18 protein-coding genes are annotated in these 16796 nt (G+C 35.6%); 6 read left to right on the top strand and 12 right to left on the bottom strand.

What is annotated here, in order from left to right; all coding sequences use genetic code 11:
* Positions 1–60 precede the first annotated feature (60 nt).
* Entirely contained in the window at positions 61–897 is an 837-nt protein-coding gene (locus L655_RS0104580) for a hypothetical protein (protein ID WP_024604248.1), read from the top strand.
* Positions 898–981: 84 nt separating this feature from the next.
* Here the strand turns inward: L655_RS0104580 and L655_RS0104575 are convergent, their stop codons facing one another.
* Positions 982–1305 (bottom strand): hypothetical protein, encoded by a 324-nt coding sequence (locus tag L655_RS0104575; RefSeq protein ID WP_024604247.1) that lies wholly within the window; start codon positions 1303–1305, stop codon positions 982–984.
* Positions 1295–2572, bottom strand: a complete 1278-nt coding sequence (locus tag L655_RS0104570; protein WP_024604246.1) for an EAL domain-containing protein — start codon at positions 2570–2572, stop codon at positions 1295–1297. Before L655_RS0104570 ends, L655_RS0104575 begins: the two co-directional genes overlap by 11 nt.
* Before the next feature lie 168 nt (positions 2573–2740).
* Between L655_RS0104570 and L655_RS0104565 the strand changes: the two genes are divergently transcribed.
* Positions 2741–3103: a hypothetical protein gene (locus L655_RS0104565; protein WP_024604245.1), complete on the top strand. Its 363-nt coding sequence runs from the start codon at positions 2741–2743 to the stop codon at positions 3101–3103.
* Positions 3104–3130: 27 nt separating this feature from the next.
* Here the strand turns inward: L655_RS0104565 and L655_RS0104560 are convergent, their stop codons facing one another.
* From L655_RS0104560 to L655_RS0104535, 6 genes are all read right to left on the bottom strand, one after another.
* Positions 3131–3628, bottom strand: coding sequence for a hypothetical protein (locus tag L655_RS0104560; protein WP_024604244.1), 498 nt, complete (start codon positions 3626–3628; stop codon positions 3131–3133).
* A 23-nt stretch (positions 3629–3651) separates the two neighbouring features.
* On the bottom strand, positions 3652–4164 hold the full coding sequence (locus tag L655_RS0104555; protein WP_024604243.1) for a hypothetical protein: 513 nt from the start codon (positions 4162–4164) through the stop codon (positions 3652–3654).
* Between the two features lie 59 nt (positions 4165–4223).
* Positions 4224–5339 carry a hypothetical protein gene (locus L655_RS0104550; RefSeq protein WP_024604242.1) on the bottom strand — a complete coding sequence of 372 codons (1116 nt, stop codon included), beginning with the start codon at positions 5337–5339 and terminating at the stop codon, positions 4224–4226.
* A 185-nt stretch (positions 5340–5524) separates the two neighbouring features.
* On the bottom strand, positions 5525–6874 hold the full coding sequence (locus L655_RS0104545) for an ISL3 family transposase (protein WP_050582186.1): 1350 nt from the start codon (positions 6872–6874) through the stop codon (positions 5525–5527).
* A gap of 12 nt (positions 6875–6886) precedes the next feature.
* The gene (locus L655_RS1000000128335; protein WP_024604240.1) at positions 6887–7939 is read right to left on the bottom strand and encodes a restriction endonuclease subunit S; all 1053 of its coding nucleotides are present in this window, start codon (positions 7937–7939) and stop codon (positions 6887–6889) included.
* Between the two features lies 1 nt (position 7940).
* On the bottom strand, positions 7941–9857 hold the full coding sequence (locus L655_RS0104535; RefSeq protein ID WP_024604239.1) for an N-6 DNA methylase: 1917 nt from the start codon (positions 9855–9857) through the stop codon (positions 7941–7943).
* Positions 9858–10231: 374 nt separating this feature from the next.
* Between L655_RS0104535 and L655_RS0104530 the strand changes: the two genes are divergently transcribed.
* Positions 10232–10546 carry a hypothetical protein gene (locus L655_RS0104530; RefSeq protein WP_024604238.1) on the top strand — a complete coding sequence of 105 codons (315 nt, stop codon included), beginning with the start codon at positions 10232–10234 and terminating at the stop codon, positions 10544–10546.
* Positions 10547–10567: 21 nt separating this feature from the next.
* Here L655_RS0104530 and L655_RS0104525 read toward each other — a convergent pair whose 3' ends face one another.
* Positions 10568–10912: a hypothetical protein gene (locus L655_RS0104525; RefSeq protein WP_024604237.1), complete on the bottom strand. Its 345-nt coding sequence runs from the start codon at positions 10910–10912 to the stop codon at positions 10568–10570.
* 398 nt (positions 10913–11310) lie between these two features.
* Between L655_RS0104525 and L655_RS0104520 the strand changes: the two genes are divergently transcribed.
* The gene (locus tag L655_RS0104520; protein WP_024604236.1) at positions 11311–11646 is read left to right on the top strand and encodes a hypothetical protein; all 336 of its coding nucleotides are present in this window, start codon (positions 11311–11313) and stop codon (positions 11644–11646) included.
* Between the two features lie 105 nt (positions 11647–11751).
* Here L655_RS0104520 and L655_RS1000000126215 read toward each other — a convergent pair whose 3' ends face one another.
* On the bottom strand, positions 11752–12336 hold the full coding sequence (locus L655_RS1000000126215) for an OmpA family protein (protein ID WP_024604235.1): 585 nt from the start codon (positions 12334–12336) through the stop codon (positions 11752–11754).
* A gap of 311 nt (positions 12337–12647) precedes the next feature.
* On the opposite strand from L655_RS1000000126215, the gene L655_RS0104510 reads away from it, so the two are divergent.
* Positions 12648–13607: a DNA replication terminus site-binding protein gene (locus tag L655_RS0104510; protein WP_024604234.1), complete on the top strand. Its 960-nt coding sequence runs from the start codon at positions 12648–12650 to the stop codon at positions 13605–13607.
* 47 nt (positions 13608–13654) lie between these two features.
* The gene (locus L655_RS0104505) at positions 13655–14287 is read left to right on the top strand and encodes a hypothetical protein (RefSeq protein WP_125825540.1); all 633 of its coding nucleotides are present in this window, start codon (positions 13655–13657) and stop codon (positions 14285–14287) included.
* A gap of 58 nt (positions 14288–14345) precedes the next feature.
* Here L655_RS0104505 and L655_RS0104500 read toward each other — a convergent pair whose 3' ends face one another.
* Complete coding sequence (locus tag L655_RS0104500; RefSeq protein ID WP_024604232.1) at positions 14346–15635, bottom strand: hypothetical protein; 1290 nt, start codon at positions 15633–15635, stop codon at positions 14346–14348.
* A gap of 150 nt (positions 15636–15785) precedes the next feature.
* Positions 15786–16796: hypothetical protein (locus L655_RS1000000127390; RefSeq protein ID WP_033011426.1), on the bottom strand; the 1011-nt coding region annotated here is incomplete at its 5' end.

The raw sequence follows: 16796 nt of genomic DNA, 5'->3' as shown, positions 1-16796 counted from the left end.
TAGATTATTGTGTGCTCGCTAGTGACCGGGCCAAAATTTAATTAATATAATGGATTAATAATGAAAACTTTAATAAAAACTACAATTGTAGCTTCCACATTATCTTTGGCTGGCTGTTTGTCTATAGAGCCCCCTCTTATTACGCAACAGTCGGATGAAGTTTATGAATTTTCTAAAGAAGCTAGCTTTGCTTTGAATGTTGCACGAATGTCGAGAAAAACAGCGGGGCTATCTGATGTATCACTACCGGAAAACTCACAATTTAAATCTAATAGTGCATTGGTAGGTACAGAATACGCAATATCTTTTCTGACAGGCGGGCTTACTAATCTTGCAGGAAGCCTTGGGGCGCAGTCCAAAGCTGATAAGGCGTTTAACTGGAAGCCAATGCTTATCTTTACAGCCGAATTAGATAATAACAATATAGATTCAAGCACAGTGAATGTTATTGAGAATGAGCTATCTAAAACATTTAAAAACATGGGTTCTACCTTCGTGGGCATGGCACGTAGTTCGGATTCACACAGAGATGATAACTTTGCAATCTTTGATAAGGGCGAGGCCTGCGATAAATCGGAACTACATAAAGTTAGTTATGAACAAATTTTAGCTGGTGGGTTATTTAAAGATATATTACCTAAATATGATCAATCTTGTTTTACTTCAGCCACTATAGAAGTAACTGGAAAAGTAAAAATAGAAGACAAAATTCAAGACGTTATAGTAGTTATATTTCAGAGTGGGTATCGAAGAGTTACCGATATTACCTCTGCAACTTCAGGGTTTGCACTTGTGCCAGAAAGCTATGGGCGTTGGGGCTCAGGTATAAGGTACAAAGTTGGCGCACCATACGCAGTGTCAAACAGCGAAATACATTTTTTTATTAAAGAAAATTAGGATAGATTAGCACTTAAGTCTAACCACTAACTTAAGTGCACAAACTGAGTTAATGTTACTGAACAACCACCAGCAGTTTGTATATCATAGTTGCCCTTCAACAGTAATCATAGTTCTGAGTGTTTGAATAAGTTCTAGATAAAGACCTCTTTCAGTCTCAGTTATATCATTATTTTTAAGTACACCTTCGTATTTTTTTATTTCACATCGCGCTGTTTTGTCATAATGTTTTATGAATTTCAGTGCTTCACAAACTTCTTTAGACTGCTCTTCAATTGGTAGACCAATTCTAAGCCTATTATTTATGTGCTTCATCAAAAAGTGTACACTCTCAGCTAAATGAGTCAAACTAGTTGCACTAACCCCTGCACTTTGAGCTGTAATTAAGACTAGATTATCAGATTGCATTTTGTGGTCTCCCGAAATAAAAACCCTGCCCAATTTCACACCCTATCTCAGTCATAAGCTTTGCCTGCGCTGATGTTTCTATCCCCTCGACAACAACTGACAACTTAGAAGCTTTAGCCATAGCAACGGCTGCTTTTGTTAAAGCAAGCGTCTGGGGATTTGCAATAGTGCTACAAAATACACGGTCAAGCTTTATAGTATCAACAGGCAAAAACATAAGGTATGCGATATTATTTGAGCCAGTTCCAAAATCATCTATCGACAATTTGTAACCTAAAGCTTTTAGCTTTTCTAAACCTAAGTGCATTTTACTGTTTTTTGAAATCTCGACTGTTTCAATTATTTCAAACTCAATTAGATAAGTCGGAACTGCAAATTTCTTAAGCGCGGCTGCAATAATTTCGAAAGTTTTTATATCTTCTAATGAGCTGGCATCAAGATTAATTGCTATAGGTAATGGATTACCTAAATCTAACTGCTCGCGACAAGTTTGAAATGCCTTATTAATAACCCAGTTATTAAATGAATTATTTAGAGAGTGGTTTTTAATGCTACTTAAAAAATCACTTGGAGATAATAACCCCATCGTAGGGTGGCACCATCTTATTAGAGACTCATAACCACAAATAGGATAACCAGGCTTCAAGTTTACTTTTTTTTGAAACCATAATTTCAATTCATTATTATGAATGGCAAGCTCTAAATCTGTTTTAGTAAACTCATGTTTTTCAGGCTCATTATAAATAGGTGAATTTGCGCTGGCCTCTAAACATGCTTCAGTATCCCTTAAGACTTCATCAATAGGTATATAAAAAGAATGATATGAGGTTAACCCTACCCTAAGAGTAGCTGTTGTAACATGACTAGGGTTATCGAACAGCGTAAAAGTGAAATCTTGCTGTATAGCATCAACAATTCTTTTCCTACCCTCACCATCTATTTTGTTTTTTATAAGTATACCGAATGCGCCTGCTTGGTACTTAGCCAGTAAAAACTGATTATTAATATTTTTACTAATAAGCTCAATAAGTCGGTCACTCACTTTATCAATTAATACTTCACTTTGCAGATAACCAACTCTTTGAATAATACTTTCAAAGCCTGTTATTTTAACTACTGCTAAAGAAAATGGTGACTTTTTCGAAACATGGTCATCAACATTAAAAAAAAGGTCTTTCCGTGTCCCCGTTTGAGATTGTTGAAATGTAAATACGGTTTCGTTATTAAAATGTAAGTCCTTAAATCTAGCAATCGTGCTATTACTCATTATTTTTAAAACCTTTAAACGGCGGTGGGATGATGATTGACTGCATTATATACGCTTTGCGTAGATAGCGTAAGCACATTGAATCTATTATAAGTTATAACGGTAATTATTTGCAGACAGTTTTAAAATGTGTAAGTTAACAGTGAAAATATTTTAACCGGAGTTGTAATGCGAAGACTTTACTTTGTACTTGCCCTACTGCCGCTTTATTGTAGCGCTAACGTTGATTATGAAAAGTGGGTATATGCGCCACCAAAGCATAGTGCGTCTTACTGCATTCCTATAAAAGAATCAGTCGAACAAGCCCGACTTGTAGCAAAAGAGTTCGCTGCCGAAGAATTACAGACCCGGTTCGATAAAAAAGAAGTTATGGGTTATGAATCACTAATATCACGGAATAATGATGAAATAGTCACTAGTAACTATGAGCAGAACATAACAGCTGTCTCAATTTACACAAAGCTAAACGTGGTTGAAGTAGCGGAACAAATTATAAATAATGAAATTTGTGTTTTAGTTAGAGAAAAATAAAAAACCGCAATTAAGCGGTTTTTACATTTAAACGGATGCCGTTACTTCTTCATCTTGTAATAAAAAGAGATTTAACATCGTTTGTGTAACACTGATATTATTTGGTTTTAATTTTCTATAAAAAACTGAAACCCTAACATCCTCACTTTCGACAATTATATAGTACTGGTTATCAATAGCGCCTGTTGGTACTAGTGCCACTTTGTTAAAAACAGCCTTGGTTAAATATGATCGAGTATTGAAATTTAGTCCTAGAAATAAAAGCTCAATAGTTAATCTCTTCTTTTGATCACAAAGCGATATTTTTCTTCTTGTTAAAAAAGGTAATACACAAACAATAAACCCCACTGGAGCCCATGTAGGCATTGTGTATGTATAAAGTACTGAATGATACATAATGCTTAAGTTAACAAATGAAAAGAAGGCTGCTATAACTCGTATTGGCCTACTAAAGTAATTAACTGAAAAACCTGTACCTAAAACCTGATTACTCTTAGATTTTTTTTCAAATGGTGCAATGAACATAGTTTAAACATTTCCTAATGCTATCAATGATGTGTATTACTCTTATTAAGCTCAGTATCAATAATTGGCTTAATAATTCCTTCATAAACTGCGATAGGCGTTTTAGCACCTGAAGCAGTGAAAATTGGTTCGCTCAAATTTCTCTTCAACCTACTAACTAGATGACAATTTAGTGCTTTTTCGACTTCTAGGTTATTTATAGTCCAAAACTCAACTACTATAAATTTCAGAATATTAATTAGGAAATCTCCACGACTATTTTTGCATTTCAAATTCAGGTTTGAAGCCATTGCCCTTAAAGGGATAACTGTATCAGGTAGCTTAACCAAGCCCTTTTTAACTTTAAGAAATGGATTATAATTTTTATTACAAACAACTAAACCTGTATCCAAATTAATCCAAAGCGCTAATGTAGCCACCCCCGATTCATTCATGCTAGGTGATATTAAAGACATTGGATCATTATGGTAATAAACATAACTAAGTACATTTATAGCCATGATCTGATTGTTGGTTAAATTTTCTATCTCTTTCATATTAACTCCACGACTTTAAGATGCATCTATCATCTGGCACTTTACAAAATGCGCAATAATCAAAATCGTATATTGAGGTTAAATTTTTCATTAATTTTCAATACAGCCTCTTCAAATCGAACTCCCTGCTTGAGCATATCTGAGAGTCCACAAACTGCTTTTGCTTTACTATGAGAGCGTGCATCCGTTAAATGAGCTACCGGCCATTCAACAAACCTTTTGTAATAAGCTCCAAAATAAGGTCCTAATGTAATCGTAGAATCTGCATCAACAAATAAAGTATTCTTGTTGTATTTTTTTATAGCCTCACTGAAATCATCCTTTTGGCTAGTGAGCACATAAATTGTTCCTACATATTTGGTAAATAATCTCGCACAAACATTTAGAGCATTATCATCTCCAACAGCACAGGCCGGTATTTTACGTGCTATGAGTAAACTCGCTAAAATAGGATCTCGTACAACAATAATAAAATCGTTCGATTTATTTATTGGATGATAAAAATGACAAGGGGGAAAATGTTTCATAGTAGGGAACGGTGTATACGATGATTTTAATAGAGAACCCGTATAACCCCATAAAAAGATTTTTCCTTTGGTAATAAACCAAGGTACAGCAACACCATTAATCGTGTTATCAAAGACTAACTCTTGGGAAGAGTTATTCTCTAATGAAGGTTCAAAGTAACCAAGTGGTGCTTTTTTCATTAATTCTTGGGTAAATCCAACTTTTACGAGTTCAGTCACTGAATTATTATGTGAAATCAAGTTATCCCTGAGTAATTGATATACAGAGACAATTTTTATTTTTAATTTTTCCTTATGAATAGGTTTTGAATGATGAGCCCTCTTAGCAGTATTTCTTAAAAGATATTCAGGAATTTTCAGTTTAATAGATGAGCAAAGAGAAATGGCTGCAGACTCATGCGATAAATCATTAACTAGTTTCAATGCATATACCAGGGGCGTATGTTTTTTACATATATTGCAAGCAATACTAGGGCTTCCGAAATAATGGTATGCTGAATGCGACCAACAAGCAGGACAAATTAACTGACAAGAATTCGAATCCCTAGAATTTTTTTTTGGTAGCAGGGCTTTAAACAGACCAACATCGATAAGATTTATGTTTTTGTATAGTTTATCAACCAAGAATTCATCCAGTGCACCTTGCATTCTCATCCCCCTTCAAATTAATTAACACGAAACTCTACCACGTATTCAATATTAAGCGTACCAAATAAGTTTGATATTTTCAGTTACCTATAAATAAAGGGTATCTGGAATAATGCGTGGGAAATTCATCAAATAACTTCCACACATGTTCCTGCTAAATTGGGAATTTAGTCAAATTCACCTTTTTAAAGTAAATTACAAAGAGTGGGAATGTGAGCACCGTAATAGCGTTTTTCCTCGATGACTTCCGTTTTATATCTTTGCTTATGTGAAGTTGAACCAACAAGGCTATCGGTCATTAAGTAAAAGACTGGAGCCTCTTTAACGGGTTTACGCTTCTTCTTGCGAATCGGACTGGTTGTTGGCTTATTTGCCTCTGCGCTGTAGAGCATTTTGGCTCTAACGACATCAAAACTGTATCCTCTCCCCATACGCTGAACATCCTTTGCATAGCGATTAATTCTCTCAGTATAGGCATTTGTTATTTCGTAATCAAAAACAAAACCATTCAAAATCTCTGGCATCCAGTTGTTTAATGCTTTTGTTAAATCCTCAAAATAGTGAACCACATGAGGTGACAACCCTCTTTGCCAATCCATTAAAGCTTGCTCTGCGGTTTTGGAATCTAAGCCTTGGTCAAACAAGCAGTTAAAAGCTTCTTTCGCATCATAGGCCAATCCTAAATCTGGAAACCATGCTGACCATTGTTGTAGTTTTTCAACCTCTTCATCGGTCAATGAATACCGACGCTTTAACAGAACAAAACGGTCATTCTTTAGTTTGATACGCTCTTTTTTTTCGAGCTGGCTGCGAATGCAATTACGAGCTTTTTCAAGACATTTTGAGGCGGTGGCGACAATGTGGAATTTATCAATTACTATCACAGCATGAGGTAAGACCTGCTTCACTGCATCTCGATAAGGCGACCACATATCCATAGTCGCAATCTGAACTCTCTCAGGGTTTTTGAGAGATTTTAATTGTTTAATGACATCGTCTTTCTTACGTGAAGGCAACATGTCAAACACACTACATTTCTCGATATTAGTTAAGATACAGCGATAACTACCGACTAGCTTTAATTCATCAATACCAAGCACTCTAGGCGTTTCAAATGGCATGGCTTTAGATTGAGTTTCAACATAATCATCAAAAACGTGACGTATGGTTTTTTCATCCAACCCTGTCTCTCTGGCAACCACTGCAAAGGTATCACTCATTGAACGCTTTTGAATGTACTCTTTGAGTCGTGTGGTCATTAAGCGCTTATCGTCAATATCAGCTAGCGGCTCTCGAAAGGTTTTACCACATGAACGGCATTTATAACGCATACGATTAATTTTCAGGACAACAGGTTTTCCCTGCATTGGGGTATCAAAGAAAACCTGTTCTGTTTTGTCATGAGAATAAAGTTGAGTAAAGCCACAATGCGGACAGGCTTGTGGTTTTAGTCGGTTTTCTACGGTGATTTCTAAATGGCTTTCATGCTCTTGTTGAGAGAGAACATGAAAGCTTTGCAGATTGAGTAAACTCATAATAAGCGTTACTCAACTTTGACTTTGAATATAGTCAAGATATTGATTTCGTTTCTGATATTCCAGGTACATCATATATTGCCCCATATACTCAAAGTCTGGTTCTCCATCATCATTAATGGGGAGCATAACTTTATCTCTTGAAATGCGCTTGTCGTTAATCTCTCTATTGAAGTTGTATTTATTCGACAACCTATTCGTTAAAGTCGCTATAAACAGGTAGATATGGCGGTCAAAATTATCATTTTGTAAATGGGTTACATGGTCACTTGCGACAAATTTGTACGGATGATAAAAGCTTGAGCCAACGCTTCCACTATTTGCGATAGTCAAACAACTTGAGAATATGCGAACCCCCTCTTCATTCCCTATAAAATTATCTACTCCATTGTTTGATGCTGTTGATGAAACATAAGGATGTTTTCCTTCTGTTTGATTTGCTTTAGTAAGGCGTTTGCCGCGCTGAACAAATTTAAAAATGTCTTTTAGAAAAAACTCATGCCATTCTTTATCCTCAAATGGCTCAATCTTTTTGGGCTTAAGTTTTGCCAATTCTTTACGGCAAAAACCAATGTACTTAGCCTTTTTCTTTTCCATAAAGGCTTTTGTATAGCTTTCCATTAATTGCCAGTTTGGAAGACCTCCGTCTCCAAGTGGAAGCATAACCTTCTGACGGCTTAAGCGTTTTTCATTGAATTTGTAACTATATTGATACTTGCTTTTTTGTTTTAAAATTGAGTTTTTTAATGACAGGTAATGGTATTTATTTCCAGCTGCATTTTTTAAGGATAAGCGTTTTACGTCATCTGAAAAAATGGCTGTATAAGGGTGGTAAAAATTTTCTACAACACTGCCGTTGTAATTAACCCCTAGAACATTAGAATCTTCAGAACGATTTGAATCTGAAACAAAATTTGTAATCCCATTATTTGAGTCAGTTGAACCAATAAATGGCTTAACACCAGTTGTCATATCCGCCTTGGTTAATCTAACTCCAGATTTTATTTCTGCAATATCTTCAATAAAAAACTCATGCCATTCAGCATCCGCAAGATTCACCGACATATCAAACCTCCTTTGGATAATCTGATTCGAAAAGATATTCTCGGTTTTGCATAATCATCGAAAACTCAAATGTCAGGTAATCGCCGATAGTTTTTTCAAAGTCAGCATCACTTGGCAGTTCGTCATTGAAGTAATAAAAGCTATGAAGCCATTCATCATCGGCTTCAACTGTTGTTTTTACACAGAACTTACTCTCCGCTTCGATACGGTCAAACCACACATCTAAAAGGTGCTGTTTTCTATCTTTAGCCTGCTCTGTTTCAATCAATCCAACATGAGGACTAACCTTAAATCCATCCTCCCTAAAGTCGATAAACTTACACACCTTGTCTTCTGGATGAGGTTCACCAGCCGTAAAAACCGCAATACATGGAATGGTTCCCACACCATAAAACGTGTCTTTGTTGAGCGAGATAACGCCTTCTAGCGTATGGTTTTTAAGGATGTTAGCCTTTATTGCTTTTTCTTCCTTTGATTTTCCTGTTAAAGAGGATTGCGGAATAATCACAATTGCCCGACCACCTTCGACTAATGAATCTAGCAAGTGCTCTGTAAACGCAATCTCATATAAATCTGGATTTTTCTTTGAGCCTTGTGAATATGGCGGATTCATCATCCCAACAGTTGCACCTTTTAATTGGAGCTTGTTTGGGTCTTCGTTTAGAAAATTGTGATTAATTAGATTGCTTTTTCCATCGCCTCGCAAAATCATATTGGTTGTAGCGATGGTGAACATATAGGGTTGTAATTCAAAACCATGTAATTGTTTCTGACGGATGTTCTTCTTGGTATTTTCATTATCTGTTTGTGCAAGCATATGATGCATAGCCGCGATTAAAAATCCTGCTGTTCCCGCACAAGGGTCAAGCACGGTGTCATCCGATTTGATGTCAACTAAATCACAGAATAGGTCGGTAATATGCTTAGGTGTCAATACAATTCCAAGGGTCTGTCCATCACCGCCAGAATAGGACATAAACTCGCCATAAAAGCGCCCTAAATAGTCCTCAGAAGAGCTTGTGTATTTGATGCTTTTGTAAATTTTGTTATGCAGAAACTCAGTGAAATGTTTAAGAGGCGTCTTATTTAGTGTGGTGTTTATCTCATTTAAGATTTGTGTATCTTTAATAATCGAAAACTGGCTAAGAATCTTATCCCTTTTGACATCTGGAGCTACTTTTGAACGCTTAAGGTTTTTTTCGATAGCGCTATATATTTTGTCGCCATCTGTATCAATCTCATCTCCAGTTAAGTGATTGACATCAAAACCACCGAATTCAGCCTCTCTAAGGGCTAATAAAATACCCGAAACAATTAGTGGTTTATCAATATCTTTTAGATTTCCGTAATTCCTTAAATCTTCGTGCAGTTCTGAGGCATCACGTAAGATTTCAGCGAGTTCTTTTTCTTGGTCGGTATCCTCTTGCAGAACTTCTCTCGTATAGTATTCAATAATGTTATTTTCATTGAATGAGATGAAAGACTCTACCTCTGGTAGCTCACGGTAATACTCTGTTTCATCAATAAAGTATGGGCTCATTTTGTGTTTCTTTTCATCGCCAGAAATACCAAAGGCGATAACTTTCTTGTAAGACGTGTTTTGAGCTAAATGCTGTCCATAAAAAAGAGCGCCGTTAACAGCAAAATCCTTAACATCCTTAACCGTTCCGCTAATCAAGCCTTTTGAATCAAGCTTTACGTGTTTAGCAACATCAGCTTTATTCTCTATAACAAGAATAAAATCTTTCACAACGCCAACAAATTCAGGAAAACCCACTTTTCCAGAGCCACTTTTGGAAGCTGTTTTTAAGGCATTATCAATTTCAAGAATAGTGCTACCTTGTGGTTCAAGTTCGATGCTTGCTTCTTTTAGTAAGCCATGAACCCATAAATCTGTTTTTGCTTCTTTCTTCGCCATTTCCACACTCCATTCCGTTTTATGATATAGAGTATAGCATAAACATTTCCACTGACTATTCCGCTTTATGAGTTTTTGATAAAAGATTGAAAAACTTAGTTTCCACGCACTATTCCAGACACCCTAAATAAAAGAGTCCGGTTAATTTAGCTGGCTAAAAAAGGCTCTATTTCTGTATGTTATTGCCAATAATTATGCAAATTCTAATTATACCCCCCAACTTTAGTGTGCTTAATCCCCACGGAGCCAGAAAAAAACACGCATAATTACTATATAGAAAATATTAAATTCAATTTTCTATGGGAATTAACATATTCATTGGTATTAAGTTAAAACGTATTCTGACGTCTAAATAACAATTCAAGCGGTAAGTTATGGCACTAGCAAAAAATGATAAAGAAGAGAGACCTATTTTGGCAGTTGAAGAACGGATTTTAGAAGGTTTAAAAATTGGCTTACACATAATAGCCAAAATTAGAGGCTTTAGAGTGGCATTTACTCCTGTTGTTTATTTTTATATTGAATTAGTTGCGATAGATAAGCATAACGACAATCAGGAAATAGAAATTGGTTTTTGGCCGGGTATGTCAAACGAACTTAGGGAAGCACAAAACACATTAAAGGAAATTAAGGAAAGGTATAAAAGTGTTAAAATCGTACATTTAAAAGATCCTGTTTATCTTAACTAGATAAACAGGAATTGTAGATTTTTAATTATGAATACTCACTAATTGTTCGTCAGGATAATAACCACATAAATAGTCGGTGTGGTCGCCCTTATTTACAAAAGGGACCAGTAAAGATGACTCGCCGGCATTTAAACTACAACATATCTTTTCACCTGTACTAATTGTAGAAATGATCTGGTATTCGGGCTTGCGCGGCACTACATGCAGGCAGCTTTTATTTCCGTCGAGATCTTGCTCTACCAAAAGTCTTTGCCTTACATCTTCCATTGGGTAATCTTGGTACTCAATTGGTTTAAGAATTTGTAATGTAAAAACATCTCTACCTAAAAATTCATAAACTATTTTATTGTGTATAATTAATCTCACAGTATCTGTTGCGAAATAAGCTAAAATTAGTCCGCCTATTAGCGAATAAATAGAATTGATTGATCTTACATTCAAAATTTACCACTCATATTTTAGTTCCTGAATAACTTTCATAGTAACGCTTTTTGTTGATAGTGTAAGATTTGCCGCGTAGAATGTAAACTTATAAGAGCTTGCTTGTTATAGCTCTTTATTAATAAAAGTCTCATGTTCTTTTATTAGTCAAAGCCCCACTCCTTTTATGGGGCTTTTTTATGCTTCATACCAGTTTGAATTAAACTCCTTGTTGAACATCAATAGTTAAAAAACACTCAACGCTGAGATAACGCTATTCAATAATTAAGTATGTTGTCATAAAACTACATTATCAAAACTTTTTCATTTTGAGGTAATTTATTATGTCCGAAGTATCGCCATGGCTAAGTGCAATTAGTGCGTTTGAAAGAAGGTTACAAAAAGATAATTTGAAGCTTAATGAATATAGATGTTTAGCAATAATCCATGAAAAACCGGAATTAAGTGAAGAGATGTTGATAAACTTTATTAGCCATAATGAACTGGAGCAAATAGGTAAAATGGTTGTAGATCGGCTACTAACTAGGGAATTACTCGAAAGAGATGAAGAAAACAATAAACTAAAGCTAACTGAGCATGCAGCAATGATTATTGATGAAATATATCGGTTGTGCCAGTCAAGACTAACTAGACCCCTTTTTGTAGCACCGAACTATTAATTAAAGAAAGCTACAGTGGCTGCAAAGAGATCACACAGGCTTTGAATAGCATAGTAAGCGCTATCTTTATTTGTTAAGTAAATAATAGCGCTATAACTATAAGAATTAGTATAGAAACTCGACTCGCCTATTTCTAGCTCGTGCATCAGGGCTCGTACCAGGGTCTGCTGGATGCGACTCACCATAACTTACACATGTAACCTGCTCGTACCTAACGCCTAATTCAGTTAGCTTTCTACATACGTTATTAGCTCTCTTTAAACCTAAGTTCAAATTGAATTTTGCTGAGCCTTTTTCATCAGTAAACCCTGCAACTAGAACGCGAATACTTACATCTGAAAGCAGGTAGTTAACATGCTCTGTAAGTAACGCATCCCACTTATCTGCGACCTCATAAGTACTAAATGGAAAATAAATTGTTTTATTTCGCGGTTGCTCCATCAACAAAGGGTAAACCTTATCGGACATTGCTGCATCAAGTGCGAATTCGATTTGCTCCTTGCGAGTCAACTCAAGATTTCTATTTATATTTCTGTTCGCCTGAGCATCATCTTCTGTTTTTATAAAATAAGATTCAGGAGCTGTATGGGTAAGGCGTGATGAGCTTTCCCAGTCAGTTTGTTCCGTAACCGTAGTGCAACCATTCAGAAATAGGCCTGCCGTAGTTGCTAAAATTAAAATATTCTTCATTTACCTCAAGTACCACAAGTTCAATATTCATTGTTAGCATTCTAACGCTATTTTTTAAACTTGCATACACTTTAGCCTTTATAAGCGTATTTCAAACGTAATGTGCAAATAATCAGCATTAAGTCTTAATTTACTATGTTACAGGAACTGATATTGCTATAGTGTTTACACACTCCATATCAATCATGTAAGCAGGCTTTCAGGCTTGAACTACTACGGTATCAATTACTGGTCGTAAAACAGCCAATCTATTGACTATGTTAATGATGTTAACTAATATGGAATAAGACATAAGGTTATATATACGCGAAATGCAGAGACTTGAGACTAAAAATGCCGATAAGATTGATGATAGTAATTCTTTTAAATTAGATCCTGAACTAGTAGAAGCTCAGGTTCGAAAAGAACTAGTTTATCAAAATTGTCAAATTAATGAGGTTCAGCGTGAATTAAATATGCTGCTCTATAATTCAAAAGTTATTAAATCTCAGGTCTTTAAAATCCCTTCTATTATTGAAGGTGAAGAAGAAAAAGATATTAAAAGAATAGATATTGAAAGTGTAAGTGGTCGGCAAGCATACCGTCTTGCTGTTAACTCTTTTCCGAAAGTTTTTGCAGATGATGGCATGTCAAAAAAAGCCGCCTTCCGATTGCCTGGATATATACAAGTAAATTCTGATAATAACAAAGAAATATTCGCTCTTGTACAATCCCTTAATAAGCATAAAGATCATTTTAAAGATGCTGTGCTTAGATTACCTAATGCTAAGAAAAAATTTGACGTTGTTCATGATTTATTTCCCGGCCTCGTAACTAAGCAAATGTACCGTAAGTTACATTGTATTGAGGGTGATGTTTTAAGAGCTGGCTTTTTTTGGACGCAGCGATTCGTTACGAATAAAACTGATAAAATTAAAGTAATTGATAAATTAAATAAGCATAAAAAAACTCCCCCAAGAAATTCAAATATGACTGAATGGGAAGAGTTCATAGCTTCCGAAATAAGTCTAATTAAAGAATTAGACGACGATACAGAGCTAAGATATAAACGAGTAGCAAAAGTTACCCCAATGGTAAATGTTTGGACTAATAAAAACCGACAGTTTAGCGCCCATTTACCTATTATAATTCTAGGTGGTCAACCTATTAAAGTTTCACCACTTATAAATTACGATGCTACTTTCAAACGTTGTGTGCGTTCCGATGCAAAGATTTATGGCGCACCTATTCTTGAACGATTGAATTTATACCGAAAATCAATCTTAGAGTAATTAACACTAAGTTTTCTTAGTTTACTAAAAGAGTGTTTAAAATTATTATGAATAGTGAATTAACTAAAAATATCACTGGCCTAGCTCCTCCAGGGCAAGAATTGAGCTATGAAGAAGCTCAGCAATATGCGATACAAAATAACATTAAAAGCATGCGTCAATGGTTTGATTTCCACAACCCACGTAAAGGCGGGAGCCCAAGACCTCAAAACATACCGGGTGACCCATCTAAATTTTATGGCCGTCGGAATGCATGGCATGGTTGGCCTGCTTTTTTAGGCACTAAAACAAAAGCAACTCAAATTCAAAAAGATGAATTCTTAAACTTAGATGAAACAAAAGCATGGTTTAAGAGTCAAAAAATTTATACCGTTACTCAATTTCGTGAATTTTGTAAAGATGGGGAAAGACCTGAAAACATCCACTCAGCACCCGATAAGAAATTTAATGTTAAATTTTCAGAATTACTATGCCCAAAACTGAACAAATATTTGTCATTTGCTGAAGCTAAACTATTAGTTCAAGAATACAAGTTTGCTAACTACATGGAGTTTAGAGAAGGAAGAAGGAATAACCTGAAAAAGTTGAGTGTGGTTCCAGTTAACCCTGATAAATTTTATGAAAAAACTGAAGAGTGGACAAGCTGGCCTGACTTTTTAGGTTATTCACGTTTGCGATAATAGTGATTAGTAAATTAGTGTCGGATAAATTTTAATTAATATTCGACACTTATGCTTTTCAAAATCGCGTTTCCGTTTCGTAATTTAAGCCTATAGTGTTCAATCGTGCATTATCCAATATCAACTCTTCAGCTAACTCAAAATACAAATTAAACTTACTATCACTTCTAGCTATAGCAACATAAGGTAGCTGGTGGTCCCAATCTTTACTAAATGCCCCTTCCATTACTTCCTTACCGCCTTCAACTAAGCACTTACGTACAGTAGGTGAATTGCCAAATGAGAAGTCAGTACAAACATCAAAGTTCGACAATAAAGTAATAAGATTTAACTTCTCATAGCTAAGGTATAACCTTCTGTCATCTCTATATTTAGTTTTTATTGCGTATTGAAAATAATCAAGATCCGGTGAAGTGACTAAATCTTTTTTTATACCTAGGTTAACGATTTCTTCTACCTCAGTACCAAAATTACCATTAACACCAATAGTTAAAGCCTTAACTCCATCAAGCTTATCAAAATAATTTACTGTATTTTTATTATGAGTTAGAAGCTCCAATAATTGAGCCTCCGTATTTATAAGCTCTCCTGTATTAAACGATACTTCAAATCTTACCCCCCTAGAGCCATCACTATTTTCTATTAATGTCTGCGAATGAACTTTTACTTTTACTGAGTCTTTTAGCTTTACCAATTGTGATTTATATAAAAAATTATCAGCATTAGCATTACTCGTATTCACAATAGACTTTTGCTTACCGGTATTAACCATGCTAATCAATGAATCTGATAATATAGCCGCATTTTTCTCTTTTCTTTGCTTGGCTAAATAATTTAAAATTTGTGTCTCTTTGTTAAGCCTATCTTTCTGTATTGCTAAATCAACTGGCATGCCTTTAGCTACATGTTCACTCCATTTTTCTTTTTGCTTTATTAGTAACTCAAAGCGCTCAAGCAGCTTACTGTCAGAGTAAACCTTTAACAAATCCTGCTTCGCAATATCAGTATCGACAATAGCCTTAACTTCAGTCGTGATGCAAATATTGGATGACTCCTTGCATAAATCAACTGAGTTAGTAATTGTTTTCTGCGAAACTATAGAGGATTGAACAACCCAGCTTGCCCTGGTGTATAAAGAATTAGCATCAAGTTTTCTAATAGACATAACTTTTTTAGGCACTAAATTAGCTATAGATTTTAACGCTTGGCTTATTCCAATTTCCTTTGCTGAATTAATAGTGTCGAACTCACCCATCTCATAAGTACTTTCACCACTAAGCTCAATTTTCTGAGCAAATACATTTAATGAAATACATACCAAAAAAGTGAGAGCGAATGGCTTTTTCATAATAAAATTCTCCCGCCTATAAAAGGATTAATGTATAGCATGTTCAAATATCCGCAATAAGGAAAAGTCACACAATATAAATTAATGTACAAATTTTTAAGGTGGTTTGAATTAGGGTGAACAATAAGAAATTATGCTCACCCTATTATTTTAGAAATGTTTGTTCAGGGCTTCAATTGATAAATTTGATTCTCCTGTGTTTTGGTTTTCATATATATTATATTTATCGCCGCTCCCTTCGTGCAATAAGTTAGCTGATCTTAAGTTGCCATCTGAACTATTAATTTTAGTAAACTGCTCACCGGCTACTTCAAACTTTGTACCATTATCTGCAGATAAAATATTTTCGAAACTAGCTGGGTTTACATTTATACGATCTCCGTCACCAAATGAACTCGTAATAAAGTCTCCATCTAACTTCTGATTATCATTTGTAACAGCATCATTAGTACCAGATTGAGTTCTCGTAACATTACCCCTATCCGGTTCAGAAATACTTTCGTTACTACTTCCTACTGCATGTTCATCTGCTAGCGGCTCTGAAGGTTTCTCTGAGAGATCGGTGTTTGTTGCAGAACTAGTCATAGTACTAGTGCCAGCTCCATTTGGATCTTGTTGAGCTAGCTTTTCAGAACCACTTTTGGTTTGCGCTGACTCAGTTGAAGGAGCATTAGCATTTGGGCTATTTATGCCTGAAGTTGACTTAACAGTTTGCTCATTGCTAGTGCCTACTGTACCTGATGAAGAACCATCTTGCCCCTGCTCAGTTTGCTTGTCCTCACTGCTACCATTTTGCGGTTGAACTGGTGCTGCCTGAGTAGCGCTCGCTAATGTGCTGCCAACAGTAGATGAAGCATTTGCATTTGGGTTATTTACACCTGAAGTTGAGTTAACAGTTTGCTCATTGCTAGTGCCTACACTACCTGTTGAAGCATCTTTATTGGCATTAACTTGCCCTTGCTCAGTTTGCTTGTCCTCATTACCACCACTTCGCGGTTGAGCTGGTGCTGCCTGAGTAGCGCTCGCTAATGTGCTGTCAACAGTAGATAAAGCATTTGCATTTGGGTTATTTACACCTGAAGTTGAGTTAACAGTTTGCTCATTGCTAGTGCCTACACTACCTGTTGAAGCATCTTTATTGGCATTAACTTGCCCTTGCTC

The organism is Pseudoalteromonas sp. TAE79 (assembly GCF_000498015.1).
GTDB lineage: Bacteria > Pseudomonadota > Gammaproteobacteria > Enterobacterales > Alteromonadaceae > Pseudoalteromonas.
This window is presented reverse-complemented; position numbering and strand designations above follow the sequence as displayed.